The organism is Aestuariivirga litoralis (assembly GCF_015714715.1).
GTDB classification, from domain to species: Bacteria; Pseudomonadota; Alphaproteobacteria; order Rhizobiales; family Aestuariivirgaceae; genus Aestuariivirga; species Aestuariivirga litoralis_A.
In genome coordinates, this window is record NZ_WAHS01000001.1 from 1877127 (window position 1) to 1894099 (window position 16973).

A 16973-nucleotide genomic window follows, 5' to 3' on the forward strand; every position below is an offset into this window, starting at 1 on the left:
CCCAGCTGCCGCGCTAGGCTCAAGCCATGTCAGCAATCGTAAAGTCATTCCCCGTGCGAAACCCTGAATATGACTGGCGCAAGAACGATCTCGTCAGCCAGCTGCGGCTTTCACGCGAGGTGACGCATAATATCCGCCATCAGGGCCAGGTGCGGGAGCTGCCATCGCGGGAAGCCTTGCAGTTTGTTTTGCACAAGCTGTGCTGCGCGCTGTTTCCCACGCATTTCGGCCAGGCCGTTTTTGCCAATGAGAGCACCGATCTTTATGTGGGCAGCTGCCTTCAAGACGGATTGGCGGCGCTGGTGGTCCAGGTGCAGCGCAGCTTGCAATTTGATCTCACTGAAAGTGCCAGCGCCAGTAACCGCCAGGTGCGGGCCGAAGCGATTGTTGACGGATTTGCCAACAACCTGCCCGAAATCCGCAATACTTTGGTGGATGATTTCCGCGCGGCTTACGTTGGCGATCCGGCGGCGGAAAACGTGGCCGAAGTGGTGCTGGCTTATCGCGGATCAATCGCCATCATTCATCACCGTATCGCTCATGCGCTTTACCAGCGCGGCGTGCGACTGGTGGCCCGGCTGATTGCCGACATTGCGCTGGAACGCACCGGCATCGACATTCATCCCGGCGCATCCATCGGCGCGGGCTTTTTCATTGATCACGGCAGCGGTGTGGTGATCGGGCAGACGGCGATCATCGGGCGCAATGTGCGGCTCTATCAGGGTGTGACGCTGGGTGCCAAAAGCTTCAAGCCCAGCGCTGATGGCAGCCTGATCAAGGGGGAAGCGCGGCACCCCATCGTGGAAGACCATGTGGTGATCTATGCTGGTGCCACCATTCTGGGCCGGGTGACCATTGGCGAGAATGCGGTGATCGGCGGCAATGCCTGGGTGACACGAGATGTTGCACCTGGCAGCGTAGTTACACTTTCTCAATCCTGAGCAAGCGTGAGGGCGGAAGTTCCCGTCTCTCCCATATATTGCCCGACCTGTTCCACCAGCTTGTCGCGCGTCATCTCCGTCACGCGCGCCGGGAAATCGCCCAGTTCTCTTTCGCGCGCAACAACGGTGATCGTGCGGGTGAGCCGTGCTGCGGGCAAGGGCAAGACGCGCAGGGGCATACGCTCGACAAGGCCGTCAATCAGCAGCGTAGGAGTGAGCAGCGTGAAGCCCATGCCATTGCAGACGCAGGCCGTGACCATGCTGGAGCGGTCGGCCTGGATCACTTCCTGCGGAGTCAAACGGATGCGCCGCAAGTGCTGGGTGATCAGGCGGCCCACACCCGTCGTGTCGGCAAAGCGGATCAGCGGCAGGCGCTTCTGGATCGAGTCCAGGCTGTCGGTGGGCCCGCGATAACCCGCAGGCACAACCAGCAGGAAGGATTCCTGCAGCACGGCATGACGCTCCAAACCCTCCATGTCGTAGAATGGATTTGAGGTGATCGCGAGGTCGGCCTTGCGGGTGCGCAGCAAGGTTTCATGATCGGTGCTCAAGCCCGCGTGCAGCGTGACATCACGCACACCGAAACCCTTTTTAGCGAGCGCAACCAATCCAGGGGTGAGTGTCGTTGCAATCGACGCCAGGATGCCGAGGCGCAGCACGCTGATCGGCGTGGGCCCCTGGTGGCGCATTTCGGTTTCGAGATCGTTGACCTCATTGAGAATGCGCGCCGCGTGACGGTGCAGCAATGTTCCGGCCTGTGTGAGACGCGCAGGCCTGACGCTGCGATCAAACAAGACTGCACCATAGGCCTTCTCCAGCGTCGCGATGTGCTGCGACGCGGCCGATTGGGTGAGGCCCAGCATGCGTGCTGCTGCCGTCATCTGGCCGGTTTCGGCGACAGCCTCGAAAACTTCCATGCCCTTCAACAGATTTGAATTGGCATGCGCCTGGCTTTTCAGTTTGGGTTTCTTTGTCATCAACACCATTAGAAATTCTAATGGTAGGTTTTGTCAATTGAGTTTTCGCCGCGCGCGGGGGAAATTCGCCTCCATGGAGCAAGCACACAATCCGCGCCGTAGACGCGCTTCCAGCACGGAGAAAGTGGAGGCTCCGCGTGCGCCCTATATCAACCGCAAGCTTTCCACCTTCAGCGTGTTGAGCGAAGAAGGCCTGGCGCTCATTGAAGCCAATGCCGACACGATCCTGCATGACACAGGCATGGAGTTTGTTGGCGATCCTGAGATCATCGCCATCTTCAAAGCGGCAGGTTGCGACGTGCAGGACACGCGCGTGCGGTTTGAGCGCGGCTTCTGCCGCAAGACCATTCAGGCCACGGCGCCGAAGCAATTCACCCAGCATGCGCGCAACCCGGCCAACAATGTGGTGATGGGTGGCAGCAACAGCGTGCTCTGCCCCTCATGGGGGCCACCCTTTGTGCATGATCTCGACAAGGGCCGGCGCTACGCGACCTATGCCGATTTCACCAATCTGGTGAAGCTGCACCAAACGCTGCCGTGGTTGCATCATTCCGGTGGCGTGGTGTGCGAGCCGGTGGATCTGCCCGCCAACAAGCGGCATCTCGACATGCTTTATGCCCACATTCGCTGGTCTGACCGGCCGTTTATGGGCGCTTTCATCGGAGCAGAACGTGCGGGCCATGCGATTGAGATGGCCCGGATTGTTTTCGGTGCGGATTATGTGGCGAACAATCCGGTGCTCTATTGCGTGTCGAATACCAATGCGCCGCTGGTTTTGGATTCACATATGTCGGGCGCGCTGAAAACTTATGCGCGCGCCAACCAGCCGGTGGCTTGCACGCCGTGGGTACTGACCGGTGCGATGAGCCCAACCACTGTGGCGGGGACTCTTGCGCAGGTTTTGGCAGAAGCGACTGCTTGTTTGGCGTTAGTGCAATTGATCAATCCCGGCGCGCCGTGCCTGATGGGAAGCTTTGCTTCCACCATGTCAATGCAATCGGGCGCGCCTACATTTGGCACGCCGGAGGCAGGCTTGATGGTGCTGGCGGCGGGGCAACTCGCGCGGCGTCTGGGTGTGCCGCTACATACTGTGGGCACATTGTCTGCATCGAAACTTCCTGATGCGCAGAGCGAGCAGGAGGCGACTTGGGGCTTGCTGATGTCGATGTTCGCAGGCGCCAACCTGATCAACCACGCCACGGGCTGGCTGGAAGGCGGGCTGGTCACTTCGTTTGAGAAGACCATCATTGATCATGATCTCTGCGGCAAGGTTGCGCGGTTCTTCGACGGCATTGACCTCAGCGAAAATGCCCAGGCGATGAGCGCCATTGCCGAAACAGGGCCGGGCCAACATTTCCTTGGCAGCGATCATACGCGGCTGAATTTCATGGGCGCATTGTTCCGGCCGCTGACACCCGACAATAATTCATTCGAGCAATGGCAGGCTGAAGGCGGCGTTGATGCCGCCACGCGCGCCAACCGAATCTGGAAACGGAACCTGGAGCAATATCAGGACCCGGGACTTGATCCGGCAATTGACGAAGCGCTGCAGGCCTATATCGCCAAGGTGAAATCCTTGCAGCCTGACCAGAATTATTACTGATGAAAAAGATCATCATCATTGGTGGCGGTGCGGTGGGCCTGAGCGTGGCCTATCATCTGGCACGGCGTGGCGAAGGCGATGTGACATTGCTGGAGCGCAACCAATTGACCTCCGGCACCAGCTGGCATGCGGCAGGCATTGTGGGCCCGTTGCGCGCCACCGCCAGCATGACGCGGATCGCCTCGCATGCGCTGACACTGTTTCCGGAACTGGAAGCCGAGACGGGCATGAGCACAGGCTATCGCCGCACTGGCGGCTATTGGTTGGCGCGCCAGCCGGAACGCATGGATGAGCTGCACCGGATTGCCGCCGTGGGGCGGCATATGGGTTTGACGCCGCAGGTTTTTGCGCCGCGTGATGTGCAGGTGCCGCAGCTTGATCTTTCCGGCCATGTCGGCGCGCTGATGGTGCCCGAAGATGCCAATGTGAATCCGGTTGATCTCTGCATGGCTTATGCACGCGCGGCGAAAAATCGCGGCGTGAAAATCCGTGAAGGTGTTGAGGTGAGCCGCATCACCACGCGTGAAGCCCGCGTCACCGGTGTTGCGCTGGCGGATGACACTGAGATGGCGGCGGACTGTGTGGTGCTGTGCGCCGGAGCATGGTCGAGGAAACTGGCCGACGAAATTGGCGTTGCCTTGCCGCTGCAGGCGGTGGAGCACATGTATATTGTAACCGAGCCGATTGCAGGTCTGCCCAACCCCTTCCCCGTGGTGCGCGATCTTGATGCTGGGATCTATGTGAAGGGCGATGCGGGGCGTTTGGTGATCGGCGGGTTTGAGCCCAATGCCAAAGCCTGGAACGCTTATGGCCCGGAAGGCAACCGCGCTTTTCTGGAAATGCCGGAGGACTGGGAGCAATTCGGCCCCTTCATGGAAGCGGCACTAGCACTGATCCCGCAACTCGCTGAAGTGGGCATCCAGCGCTTCATGAATGGGCCGGAAAGCTTCACCGCCGACACGCGGCCACTGGTAGGAGAAACGCCGGAAGTGGACGGGTTGTTCGTGGCGGCGGGGATGAATTCGGTGGGCATCATGAGCTCGGCAGGCATCGGCGCCGTGCTGGCCGACTGGATCGCCGCGGGTGCCGAGCCGCGCGATTTGTGGGGCATTGATATTGCACGCGTGGATGCGGCGACGGCTGCGCCTGAACATATGAAGGAGCGGATGAAGGAAGCCGTGTCCGATCTGTTCGCGATGCATTGGCCGTTCAAGCAGCCCACCGCCGGGCGCGGTTTGCGCAAGTCGGCACTGCATGACCACTGGGCTGCGCAAGGTGCTGTGTTCGGATTGACAGTGGGTTGGGAGCGTGGGCTTTGGTATGCGCGCAGCAATGACGAGCGTGACCTGCCCTATTCCGCTGGTGATCAGCCATGGCAGGCGATTGCCGAAAGCGAGGCCGCGCAGATGAAAGACGGTACGGCGCTGCTTGATCTTTCACCCTTCAGCAAGATTGATGTGAGCGGGCCTGGTGCGTTGCGCCTGTTGAACCAGATGGCCACGGCGCAGATGGATGTGACGCAGGGCCGCGCGGTCTATACGCTGATGCTGAACGCGAAGGGCGGCATTGAAGCGGATGTGACGATCACGCGGCTGGGCGACAGCGCGTTCCGCATCGTGTCGGCTGCCGCAACCCGCCGCCGTGATCTGGCGCTGCTGCGGCGCGCGGCGCGGGGTCTTGATGTTGTAATTGCGGATCGCACGGAAGAATTCTGCGTGATCGGCGTGATGGGCGCTGGCTCGCGTGGCACGCTTGCTGCGCTGTCCAAGGATGACTGGAACGCGTTTGCGTTCAGCACGGCGCGCGATGTGACGATTGCGGGCGTGCGCTGTTCCGCCACGCGGATTTCCTATGTCGGTGATCTGGGCTGGGAGATCACCGTTGCGAATGACAGTGCTGGCAAAGCGTTTGATGCGTTGATCGGCGCGGGCGCCAGACCCATGGGGCATTATGCGTTGAATGGATGCCGCATCGAAAAGGGCTATCGCCATTGGGGGCATGATCTGGGGCCGGAGATTACACCGCTGGAAGCCGGGCTTGGATTTGCAGTGGATTGGAAGAAAGACTTCAATGGCAAAGCCGCTTTGCTGAAGCAGAAACAAGATGGCATCAGCCAGCGTTTGGTGTTGCTGGATGTGGAGGGCCATCCGCTGATTGTGCATGATGAGCCAGTCACAGAGAATGGCGCTGTTGTTGGCCTCACGACTTCCGGTGCCAAGGGTGCGCGGACGGGCCTCACACTGGCGCTGGCGTTGGTGAGCGTGAAGAAAAATGAAATGCTGGCCGAAACAGCTGCGCGATCTTTCATGGTCGATGTCGCCGGGAAATCTTACCAAACGAAAGTGCTGAGCAAAGTACCCTTCGATCCGGCGGGTGAAAGGATGAGGGGATGAGTGAGTTTCAGGTGGTGATCATTGGTGGCGGCGCGATGGGCGTCTCGCTGCTCTATCACCTCACCAAGCTGGGCTGGCGCGATGTGGCGCTGGTCGAGAAGAATGATCTCACCCATGGCTCCACCTGGCATGCGGCGGGGCTGTGCACGCATTTCGCGCATAACCCGACCATCCAGGAATTGCGTGCCACATCAGTGCGGCTCTACCGTGATATTCTGCCGGAAGAGACGGGTGAATCCTGCGGCTTCCACCGCAGCGGCGCGATGCGGGTGACGCGCAATCCGGAGCGCATGGATGAATTCCGCCATGTGGCGGGGCTGTCGGAATTCACTGGCTATCCGCTTGAAATTTTGACGCGTGAGCGCATCGCGGAATTGCATCCACTGGCGACGCTGGATGAATTGATCGGCGGCATTTATGAGCCGGATGATGGGCATGTTGATCCTTCGCTCGCAACCAATGCTATGGCGAAGGTGGCGATGAGAAATGGTGCTACCATCCAACGTTACAATCCGGTTCACGCTATCAGGCGCGAAGATGATGTGTGGATCATTGAAACCGCCAAGGGCGTGCTGAAGGCGAAGCACATCGTCAATGCCGCCGGCACATGGGGTTTCGAAGTGGGCCGGATGATGGGCGTCAATGTGCCATCGGTGCCGGTGCTGCATCAATATTTGGTCACCGATACGGTGCCCGAAATTGCAGCGCGCCAGAAGGCCGGGCTGGCCGAGCTTCCGATCATCCGCGACCCGGAAGAAAGCTGGTATTGCCGGCAAGAGCGCGATGGTTTCATTCTTGGGCCTTACGAGAAGCAGGCGCAGGTGTGGTCAGTCGATGGCGTGCCGCCGGAGTTTGGTGCTGAGCTAATGCCACCTGATCTTGAACGCGTCGAACATATTATCGAAGCCGCGATGGCGCGCGTCCCGGCGCTGGGTACGGCAGGCGTGAAGACGGCGATCAATGGTCCGATCACCTTCACGCCCGATGCCAACCCGCTGATCGGGCCTGCCTTTGGCGTGCCGGGTGCGTGGCTGCTGACCGGGTCTTCCATGGGTGTGATGGAAGGTGGCGGTGCGGGGAAATTCCTGGCGCATTGGATGGTGCATGGCGCGCCGCCGATGGATGCGTTGGCGGTGGATAGCCGCCGCTTCGGGCCATGGGCTGACCGCGATTTCCGCGTGGCGAAGGCGGTGGAATGTTTCGGCTTGCAATTCGGCGTGCATTATCCATTCGAGGAGCGGCCTGCGGGGCGCAAGATCCGCATGTCGCCGCTTTATGATCTGATGATTGAGCGTGGCGCGGTGATGGGTGCGGCCCATGGCGCCGAGCGACCCAACTGGTTCTCGGACAAGCCCGGTGATGAGACGAAGGATAGTTTCCGCCACACCAACTGGTTTTCCGCCGTGGCGCGCGAAGTGGATGCGGTGAGCAACCGCGTGGCGCTGGCTGATCTTTCGGTGTTTTCAAAGTTTGAAATCACCGGCGTGGATACGATCCGCTTCCTCAATGCGCTGGGGGCCAATGCGCCGCCGAAGTTGGGGCGCATCGGCCTGACGCATGCGCTCACGCCTGCGGGTGGTGTGGCAAGTGAATTTACCGTGGCAGTGCTGACGGAGCAGCGTGCCTATTTGAACTCTGCGGCCGCGGCCGAAGAGATGGATTTCGATCTGCTGCGCGAACGTGCTGCGGGTTTTGATGTCAGCATCCGCAACCTGACCGATGAATGGGCTGTCATCGGCCTGATGGGCCCGCGTTCTGCTGATGTGCTCAAGGCATTGACCTCCCAGGACTTGGGAAAGTGGCTCACAGTGCAGGACATCACCATTGCGGGCATTTCCTTGATGGCGATCCGCGTCTCCTATGTCGGCGAGCTCGGTTGGGAATTGCATCTGCCGCGTCCTCAGGCGGCGCAGCTTTTCCGCGCGCTTGAAGATGCGGGAAAACCATTCGGCATCGGATATTACGGGTCCTATGCCGCCAACAGCATGCGGCTTGAAAAGGGCTATCGCGGCTGGGGCATGGACTTGACCACCGAGCGCACGCCGCTGGAAAGTGGATTGGCATTCCTAGTGAAATCGGAAGGCCGCAGCTTTGTGGGCCGCGATGCGATGCTGAAGCGCCAGCCAGGCTGGGACATGGTGCTGCTTGAAATCGATACTGATGGCGAAGTGGAGCCGTTCTATTCGCATACAGTATTCGCACAGGGTCGACCGATTGGTGTCGTCACCTCCGGCGCCTATGGGCACCGGGTGAAGAAATCACTGGCGCTGGCCTTCCTGCGCGAGCCGCAGATCCGTGATGGGTTCACCGTCAAGCTGCTGGGCCGCGAGCGCGCCGCGCGCATTCTTTCCACGCCGCCTTACGATCCGCAGAATTTACGCCTCAAAGGAGTTGCCCCATGAGCAAGGAACTTGAAACCGATTGGTCACTCGCCGCCACCGCTGCACGGCGCGACAAATTCTATGCCGCCTCACAGCGCAAATTTGTACCCTTCAAGGAACCGGTGGTTTTCAAGAAAGGCTCGATGCAATATCTCTGGGATGTGGACGGCAAGAAATATACTGATCTGCTGGGCATGAATGTCTGCGTGTCGGTTGGTCATGCGCATCCGAAAGTGGTCAGCGCTGCGATGGCGCAGGCGCAGGAGCTCACGCATTGTACCACCATGTTCTATCACCCCACCCCGGCGCATTTTGCCGAGGAGCTGGCGGCTACCATGCCGAAGGGCCATGAATGGGTGGTGCATTTCACCAATTCGGGTTCAGAGGCCATCGACCTCGCGATGGTGATGGCGCGCACTTATACCGGCCATATGGATTTGCTGGCGCTGCGCACCGCTTATCACGGGCCTACATCAGCGGCGCAATCGATCACGGGCATCGCGGGTTTCCGCCATCCGGGCATGCCGGGCAATGTGTCTTTCGTGGCGGAGCCCAACCAGTATCGCGGCATATTCGGCGCGGGAACCGAGCCCTATCTTGACGAGATTGATCGCACCATTTCCAGCACGACGACAGGCAAGGTGGCCGGCATTTTTGTGGAAAGTGTGCAGGGCTATGGCGGCATTGTTGAAATGCCAAAAGGTTATATGTCAGGTGCAGCAGAACGCGTGCGCGCAGCGGGCGGGCTCTATGTGGCCGATGAAGTGCAAACTGGCTTTGGCCGCACAGGTGACCACATGTGGGGCTTTGAGGCCGATGGCGTGGTGCCGGATATTGTCGTCATGGCCAAGGGCATCGGCAATGGCTTTCCGCTGGGTGCCGTTGTGGCGCGCAAGGCGATTGGCGATGTGATGGCCGACAAGTTCATGTTCCACACTTATGGTGCCAACCCCACAAGCTGCGCAGCTGGGCGCGCTGTTCTGCAAGTGATCCGCGAGGAGAAGACGCAGGAGAATTCCAAGAAGGTGGGTGCCGCACTTCTGTTGCGCTTGAAGGATTTGCAGCAGCGCCACAAGTCGATCGGCGATGTACGCGGGCGTGGGCTGATGCTGGCGATCGAAATGGTGAAGGACCGCAAGACCAAGGAGCCGGATGCAGGCATCACCGCCGCCGTGTTTGAAAGCTGCCGCGACCAGGGACTTATCCTGTCGAAATCCGGGCCTGATCGCTCGGTGCTGCGCATGGTGCCGCCGATGTGCCTGTCGCTGGACGATGTGGACCAGGTGGCCAATGGCATCGACCGTGCCTTCACCGAGGCCACGGCATGAGCCATGCAATAATAGCGCTGTGGTCGCATCCGCGTTCGATGTCGACCGCGTTCGAGCGCATCATGCGAGCGCGTGGCGATCTGGAATGCCTGCATGAGCCTTTCATGTATGATTATTATATCAACCGCTCGAAGCGCGAGATGCCGCATTTCGATGCGATGGATAATCATCCGCGCAGCTATGAGGGCATCCGCGACATGATCCTCGCCAAGGCGGAGGCAGGCCCGGTGTTCTTCAAGGACATGAGCTATTATGTGATGCCGCATATCATGCAGGATGAAGCTTTCCTGCGCCGCGTGACGCATAGTTTTCTGGTGCGCAATCCGAAGGCCTCGCTCACCTCCTATGCGAAGCTTGATCCGGAATTCACCAGCGAGGAACTGGGCATTGAAGCGCAGTGGCAGCAGTTGAGCGGATTGTCCGGGCGCGGGGTCGTGATCCAGAGCGAGCGGGTGCAGGTTGATCCGCAGGGCGAGATGCGGCGCTATTGGCAGGCAGTGGGGCTGGCCGACAAACCCGAAGCGTTGGAATGGGGCGATGAGAAGCCGGCCGATTGGCAACAAGTTGCAGGCTGGCATCAGGATGTGCTTTCGAGCAAAGGGGTGAAGCCGCTGACGGCGGAGAAGCTGCGCGAAATCGACGATGGTTTCGAAAAGCTGGTGGAGAGCCAGCCGCGCTTCAAGGCGATGTTCGAGCAGCATTTGCCCGCGTACGAAAAGCTCGTAGCGCAGAGTGAACGCTAGCGATCCAAAAACAGATCGCGCATCGGGGTGCTGCCGGGAACTCCAGAGTAGCCTGACAAATCAGTGATGCCTTCCTTGGCCAGCACTTCGTCGTCGATGAAGAAATTGCCGGTGCATTCGCGTGCGAGTTTCGTCAGGATCGCATGCGCCGCATCGGCGACGATGTCGGGCTTGCGGCAATGTTCTGGCTTGATGATGCCGCCCAGCATGGCGAGGGCTGCGGTTTCAATGATGGTGCGGGGCCAGAGTGCGTTGGCGGCGATGCCGATGTCGCGGAATTCTTCGGCCCAGCCCAGCACGCACAGGCTCATTCCCATTTTTGAAATCGTATAGGCCACATGTGGGCCGAACCATTTGGGATCAAGCGAAGGTGGCGGCGACAGCGTGAGGATATGCGGGTTCGCCGCTTTCTTCAGGTAAGGCAGGCAGGCTTGGGTCACCGCGAAGGTGCCGCGGATGTTCACCTGCATCATCAGGTCATAGCGGCGCATTGGCGTTTGCGCGGTGCCGGTGAGGTTGATGGCGCTGGCATTGTTGATCACGATGTCGATGCCGCCGAAAGTCTCTGCGGCTTTTTCTGTGGCGGCCTTGATGCTCTCTTCATCGCGCACATCGACGATGACGGGCAGCGCGTTGCCGCCGGCGGATTTGATCTCGTCAGCAGCGGAATAAATGGTGCCGGGCAGTTTGGCATGTTCTTCCGCCGTCTTGGCGGCGACCACTATATTGGCGCCATCACGCGCTGCGCGCAGGGCGATGGCTTTGCCGATGCCACGGCTGGCGCCGGTGATGAATAGTGTCGTGCCTTTGAGACTCATGATTTCCCCTTGCCGCCTGCGGCGAGTTCCGCTTGCTGCCATTGCACGATCCAGTCCGGCAGCGGCGGTGATGTTTCTTCGTGCCCCAGTGATTTTGCCATTTCTGCCGGGGGCATGGTGCCACCCTTCTTGACGAAGGCGGCCTTGACGATGGATTGGCACATCAGCTCGCCTTCACGCTCGATGCGATGTTCGATGAACATCCATTTTGCGTCCCAGCACAACACCTGCGTGGCCAGTGTGATGCGCTGAAACGGCTGGATGGGGCGGCGGAAGCGGATCATGCTGCCAGCAATCACCGGCATCAATCCATCGCGGCGCATCAGCTTGCCGAGGCCGCCGCGCACGATCAACTCCATTCGGCCCAGATCCATCAGCGCGAAATAGCGCGCGTTGGTCATGTGCAGGTTGAAGTCCAGGTCGGACGGCCAGCAGCGGAAATGCTGAATGATTTTCTCATTCCAGCGCATCGGCGGCGCGCGCAAGCTGGCGAGCACCACCCAGATGAGGCGGAACCACAGATTCATGATTCAGAAATGCGCATCGTCAAAGGCCATCATGGTCTTGCCACCGGCCATCACCGCCTGGAAATGCGCGGTGGCTTGCGGCAACAGACGCTCCATGAAGAAGCGCGCGGTGGACAGCTTCGCCTTGTAGAAACCTTCCGGATCATCCGTGCCGACCTTGGCGAGGCTGAGTTCCGCCATCTGCGTCCACATATAGGCGACTACTGTGTAGCCCATCAGGCGCAGATAATCGGTGGCAGCGGCCCCGGCTTCTTCAGGCTTCGAAAGCCCAACAGTCGCCACCTGCGCGGTGGCCTGCTGCAGGCGGCCGAAAGCTTTTGCGAGAGGCTCGACAAATTCTGTCATGCCGTCCTTTTCGATCTTCGCTTCAATATAATTGGAGATCGGGTGGAAGACGCTGCGCAGATAGCGGCCGGCATGGGCGGGCATTTTGCGGCCCACGAGATCTAACGCCTGTACACCGTTGGTGCCTTCGTAAATCTGGGTGATGCGGGCATCGCGCACATATTGCTCCATGCCATTATCATGGATGTAGCCGTGGCCGCCGAAGACCTGCACGCCGAGATTGGTGACTTCAAAACCCATGTCGGTCATCATCGCCTTTACCACCGGCGTGATGACTGCGACGCGGTCTTCGGCCTTGATGCGTTCGACTTCATCTGGGTGATGCTTGCTTTCGTCGAGTGCCTTGGCGGCCCAGCCGGAGAGTGCGCGGCAGCCTTCAATCCAGGCGCGCTGGGTGAGCAGCATGCGGCGGATATCGGGATGGACGATGAGCGGGTCGGCCGGCTTGTCGGGATATTTGGCACCCGAAAGCGCCCTGCCCTGCAGGCGTTCCTTCGCATAGGCCACGGCATTCTGGTAAGAAACCTCAGCTAAACCAAGGCCTTGCACGCCCACCGAGACACGCTCGGTATTCATCATGGCGAACATAGCACGCATGCCCTTGTGCGGCTCGCCGACGAGGTAGCCGACCGCATCTTCGAACACGAGCATGCAGGAGGCCGACGCCTTGATGCCCATCTTGTGTTCGATCGACGCGCAGGTGACGCCATTGCGCATGCCCGGCGTGCCATCAGCCTTGGGCATGAATTTCGGAACGAGAAAAAGGCTGATGCCTTTCACGCCCTTGGGCGCATCCGGCAGCTTGGCCAGAACCAAATGGATAATGTTTTCAGTGAGATCGTGCTCACCCGAAGTGATGAAAATCTTGGTGCCGCTGATCTTGTAGCTGCCGTCATCCTGCGGCACGGCCTTGGTGCGCAGCAGGCCCAGATCGGTGCCACAATGCGGCTCGGTGAGGCACATTGTGCCGGACCAGGTGCCTTCCACCATCTTGGGCAGATAGGCGTTTTTCAGCTCGTCGCTGGCATAGCCATGCAGTGCCGTATAGGCACCGTGGGTGAGGCCGGGATACATGCCGAAGGACAGATTGGCGGAGCAAATCATTTCTTCCATCAACAGGTTAACCGATTTCGGCATGCCCTGGCCGCCGTAAGCCGGATCGCTGGCGAGAGACGGCCAGCCGCCTTCGCGGAACAGATTATAGGCTTCCTTGAAGCCCTTCGGCGTGCGGACGACGCCATTGTCCCAATGGCAGCCTTCGTCGTCGGCTGGGAGATTGAGCGGGTGCAGAACTTCCTGGCAGAGCTTGGCGGCTTCATTCAGGACGGGATCAATCACATCCGGCGTAAAGTCATTGAAGTCATTGAGCTTGGCGAGATCGCCACCATTATGAAGCTCATAGAGGACGAAGCGCATGTCGCGCAGGGGGGCCTGATAGGTGGGCATGGAATGCTCCTCTAGTTTCGCAAGGGCTTGCCGGTTTCCAGCATCTGGGTGATGCGGTCCAGCGTGCCGGTGTTGCGCACCAATTGCATGAAGCGGGTGCGTTCAAGTTCCAGAATCTCTGTGTCTTTCATGGATTTAAGCATGTCTGTCTTACCGCCCGAAAGGACTTCGGCCAGCTCGGCGAGGACGACTTTGTCATAGGGTGTCGCCTTGCCGGCGCGGGCGAAACCATCGACCGCCATGTCCATCGCCACGCGGCCGGTGGGGCCGGGGAGATTGAAAGTTGGCGGCTCCGGTGCTTTGTAATCAACTGATAAGGCTAAAGCTTTTGCCTTGGCATCGGCCAGCAGGCGGTAGCGGTTCATGGTGATACTGTCACCCGGTCGCATGAACAGATATTCCTTGGCCTCGGCGGCGGATTTGGAAACTGTCGCTACTGATATGATTTCAAAGGCTTTAATCACCGCTGGCATGGGGCCTTGGGGGAGTTTTCCGAGTGTTCCCCAGCGATGCAGCATTTCCTTGCAGCCGCCCCAGCCGGGGATGAGGCCGACGCCGACTTCGACGAGGCCGGTATAGGTTTCGGCATGAGCTTGCACGGCATCGGAGGCGAGCAAGATTTCGCAACCGCCACCCAGCGCCATGCCGGAAGGCGCGCTAACTACTGGAAAAGGCGCGTATTTCAGGGCGCGGTAGGCATCCTGGCCGGAAGCGACGAGGCGCTCGATTTCGCCCCAAGCTGCGATGTTGGCAGCGAAGGCGGCGAGGCCGAGATTGGCACCGGCGGAGAAATGCGTGCCTTCATTATAGATGACCAGCGCTTTGAAATCCTTCTGCACCAGCTTGATGGTTTTGCTAATCAGCGCCATCGTATCGGCGTCCAAGCTGTTCATTTTGCTGGTAAATTCGAAGCAGGCCACGCCATCGCCAATGTCCCAGACGGCAGCTGAGCCGTTCTTAAGAACCGGTTGCGCGGTGCGCTTGATGTCTTCCAGCATGATGACGCCTTCAGAACGTTTCACATCGTGATAGGCACCATCCAAACCGAGCACCTGGCGGTGGCCGTTTTCGATGCGGTAGAGGCTGCGGCCTGCAGCAATTTGCAGATATTTCGGAGCTGGCTGCAGATTTTTGCTTAGCCACTCGGTGCCCAGCTGATCTATCAGTTCGAAGGGGCCGAATTTCCAGTTGAAGCCGAGGCGCATCGCCTCGTCGATGGCGCTTGGATCGTCCGACACTTCACCGACGAGAGAGGCTGCGTAAGCCAAGGTGCGGCTCATTACGTCCCACGCATATTTGCCGTGCTTGCTGTCATGGCTCAAAAGTTTCGCGAGGCTGCGGCCTGACTCGTTGATCGCGTCAATCGAGGGGCGTTGCTGGTCGCGGTAGTCGCCCGTGGTGAGATCAATCGCTTCCTTGCGTTTGCCCTTCTCGCGGTTGAGGCGGTAGAAGCCGCCCTTGCCCTTGCGACCTGTATAGCCTTCCTTGATCATTCTCTCGATCAAGGGCATCGGCTGGTTGGCGGCGTGGAAGGGATCCTCTTTAGGCAGCAGCGATGTCATGCTGGCATTGATATGCGGCATGAGGTCGAGGCCGACGAGGTCAATGAGTCCGAACACGCCGGTCTTCGGCACACCGATAGGCTTGGACAGAATAGCGTCTGCCTCTTCGACCGTGATGCCCTGCGCGATGGCTTCGGTGACGGCTACCTGCATCCAATAGATGCCGAGACGATTGCCGATGAAGCCGGGGCGGTCTTTGCAGACCACGATGCTTTTGCCGAGCTGCATGTCTGCGAATTGCGATACGGCGGCCAGTGCCTCCTTAGAAGTCTTGTTGCTGGTGACGACTTCAAGAAGGCGCATATAACGCGGTGGGTTGAAGAAGTGAGTGATGAGGAAGCTCTTGGCGAATTCCTCCGATGCGCCCTTGGTCAATTCCACAAGCGGAATGGTTGAGGTGTTAGACGAGACAACACAGCCCTTCTTCTTCACTTTATCAATGCGGGCATAGAGCGCCTGCTTGATGTCGAGCCGTTCGATGACGGCTTCGATGATCCAGTCGCAATCCTTGAGCAGATCAAAATGATCTTCGGTGTTGCCGGTGGTGACGAGCCGCGCTGCGCCCTTGCTCATGAAGGGGGCAGGATCGGTCCTCAACATTTTCTCAACAGCGCTCTCGGCGATCACGCTGCGGTTGGTGGCATCCTTCGGCACGATGTCGAGCAGGATGACGGGCACGCCCGCATTGGCAACATGGGCGGCGATTGCCGCGCCCATCACGCCGGCGCCAATGACGGCGACTTTTTTGATCTCGCTCATCAGAGCGCCTCCAGGATGGTGGCGATGCCCTGGCCGCCGCCGATGCACTGGGTGGCGAGCGCATATTTACCCTTTTCGCGCTTCAGCAAGGTTGCGGCCTTGCCGACGATGCGAGCGCCAGTGGCACCCAGCGGATGGCCGATGGCGATGGCACCGCCATCGAGATTCACTTTCGATGCATCAAGCCCAATGTCACGGATCGAAGCCAGTGACTGGGACGAGAAAGCTTCGTTGAGTTCGATCACATCGAGTTGCTTGGCGTCGATACCGGCGCGGGCCAGTGCTTTCTTCGATGCGCCCACGGGGCCTACACCCATGATATCCGGTGCGCAGCCTGACACCGCGACTGACTTTACCGCGGCGATCATGTCCAGCTTGTTGCGCTTGGCATAATCTTCCGAGCAGACCAGCAGGGCTGCCGCACCATCGGTGAGCGGCGAAGAGGTGCCGGCGGTCACGACGCCGTTCACATTGAAGGCTGGCTTCAATTCAGCCAGCGCTTCTAGTGTGGTTTCAGGACGGATGCAGCCATCTTCAGAGATCACGCCCTTCCTGGTGGTGATCGCGATGATCTCATCCTTCAGCTTGCCGGCGGCGCGGGCGGCATTGGCCTTGGCATGCGAGGCAACGGCGAATTCTTCCTGTTCCTTGCGGCTGATCTTCCAGCGGGCGGCGACGTTCTCTGCCGTGTCACCCATCGGGATATAAGCATCCGGCATGGTCTTGATGAGTTCAGGATTGGGCATGGGGTTGAAGCCCATCATCGGCACGCGCGACATGCTTTCCACGCCTGCACAGATGAAAGCCTCGCCAGCGCCCAACGCAATGGCACCCGCTGCAATGTGAACCGAAGTCATCGACGAGCCGCAGAAGCGGTTGATGGTGGCGGCACCCAGCGATATGGGCAGGCCGGCCATCAGGCTGATGAGGCGGGCGACGTTGAAGCCCTGCTCTGCTTCCGGGAAGGCGCAGCCCAGCAGCAGATCTTCGATATCGGCCGGGTTGATCTTGCTGTTCTTGACCAGAGCCGCGATCACTTGCGCGGCCAGATCATCGGGGCGGACGGAGGCGAGTTCGCCTTTTCTGGCGGGCGTGAAGGGGGAGCGGGCGTAGGCTGCGATTACAGTGCGGGTCATCTTGTTCTCCAAAT

Annotated in this window: 12 protein-coding genes; 6 read left to right on the forward strand and 6 right to left on the reverse strand. The window is 59.7% G+C overall.

The features are described from left to right. Positions 1 to 26: 26 nt before the first annotated feature. Positions 27 to 941 carry a serine O-acetyltransferase EpsC gene (gene epsC / locus F8B91_RS09580; RefSeq protein ID WP_196503479.1) on the forward strand — a complete coding sequence of 305 codons (915 nt, stop codon included), beginning with the start codon at positions 27 to 29 and terminating at the stop codon, positions 939 to 941. Here the strand turns inward: epsC and F8B91_RS09585 are convergent. Next, positions 932 to 1918, reverse strand: a complete 987-nt coding sequence (locus F8B91_RS09585) for a LysR family transcriptional regulator (protein WP_196503480.1) — start codon at positions 1916 to 1918, stop codon at positions 932 to 934. The two genes, epsC and F8B91_RS09585, sit on opposite strands and share 10 nt — an antisense overlap. A gap of 73 nt (positions 1919 to 1991) precedes the next feature. On the opposite strand from F8B91_RS09585, the gene F8B91_RS09590 reads away from it, so the two are divergent. The 5 genes from F8B91_RS09590 to F8B91_RS09610 are packed head-to-tail and all read left to right on the forward strand — an operon-like array spanning position 1992 to position 10366. Beyond that, positions 1992 to 3521, forward strand: coding sequence for a trimethylamine methyltransferase family protein (locus F8B91_RS09590; RefSeq protein ID WP_196503481.1), 1530 nt, complete (start codon positions 1992 to 1994; stop codon positions 3519 to 3521). Next, entirely contained in the window at positions 3521 to 5914 is a 2394-nt protein-coding gene (locus F8B91_RS09595; protein ID WP_196503482.1) for a GcvT family protein, read from the forward strand. The genes F8B91_RS09590 and F8B91_RS09595 overlap by 1 nt, the downstream gene beginning before the upstream one ends. Beyond that, complete coding sequence (locus tag F8B91_RS09600) at positions 5911 to 8316, forward strand: GcvT family protein (RefSeq protein WP_196503483.1); 2406 nt, start codon at positions 5911 to 5913, stop codon at positions 8314 to 8316. The genes F8B91_RS09595 and F8B91_RS09600 overlap by 4 nt, the downstream gene beginning before the upstream one ends. Then, positions 8313 to 9623 (forward strand): aspartate aminotransferase family protein, encoded by a 1311-nt coding sequence (locus F8B91_RS09605; RefSeq protein ID WP_196503484.1) that lies wholly within the window; start codon positions 8313 to 8315, stop codon positions 9621 to 9623. Before F8B91_RS09600 ends, F8B91_RS09605 begins: the two co-directional genes overlap by 4 nt. Then, on the forward strand, positions 9620 to 10366 hold the full coding sequence (locus F8B91_RS09610; protein WP_196503485.1) for a hypothetical protein: 747 nt from the start codon (positions 9620 to 9622) through the stop codon (positions 10364 to 10366). The genes F8B91_RS09605 and F8B91_RS09610 overlap by 4 nt, the downstream gene beginning before the upstream one ends. On the opposite strand, the gene F8B91_RS09615 is transcribed toward F8B91_RS09610, so the two are convergent. From F8B91_RS09615 to F8B91_RS09635, 5 genes are read right to left on the reverse strand one after another with little or no spacing between them, the layout of a single operon-like run. Continuing rightward, positions 10363 to 11184 carry an SDR family oxidoreductase gene (locus tag F8B91_RS09615; RefSeq protein WP_196503486.1) on the reverse strand — a complete coding sequence of 274 codons (822 nt, stop codon included), beginning with the start codon at positions 11182 to 11184 and terminating at the stop codon, positions 10363 to 10365. The two genes, F8B91_RS09610 and F8B91_RS09615, sit on opposite strands and share 4 nt — an antisense overlap. Further along, positions 11181 to 11711, reverse strand: a complete 531-nt coding sequence (locus F8B91_RS09620) for a thioesterase family protein (RefSeq protein ID WP_196503487.1) — start codon at positions 11709 to 11711, stop codon at positions 11181 to 11183. Before F8B91_RS09620 ends, F8B91_RS09615 begins: the two co-directional genes overlap by 4 nt. A gap of 3 nt (positions 11712 to 11714) precedes the next feature. Further along, positions 11715 to 13502 (reverse strand): acyl-CoA dehydrogenase C-terminal domain-containing protein, encoded by a 1788-nt coding sequence (locus F8B91_RS09625; protein ID WP_196503488.1) that lies wholly within the window; start codon positions 13500 to 13502, stop codon positions 11715 to 11717. A gap of 11 nt (positions 13503 to 13513) precedes the next feature. Further along, positions 13514 to 15823 carry a 3-hydroxyacyl-CoA dehydrogenase/enoyl-CoA hydratase family protein gene (locus F8B91_RS09630; RefSeq protein WP_196503489.1) on the reverse strand — a complete coding sequence of 770 codons (2310 nt, stop codon included), beginning with the start codon at positions 15821 to 15823 and terminating at the stop codon, positions 13514 to 13516. Then, the gene (locus F8B91_RS09635; RefSeq protein WP_196503490.1) at positions 15823 to 16959 is read right to left on the reverse strand and encodes a thiolase family protein; all 1137 of its coding nucleotides are present in this window, start codon (positions 16957 to 16959) and stop codon (positions 15823 to 15825) included. The genes F8B91_RS09630 and F8B91_RS09635 overlap by 1 nt, the downstream gene beginning before the upstream one ends. Positions 16960 to 16973: the final 14 nt, after the last annotated feature.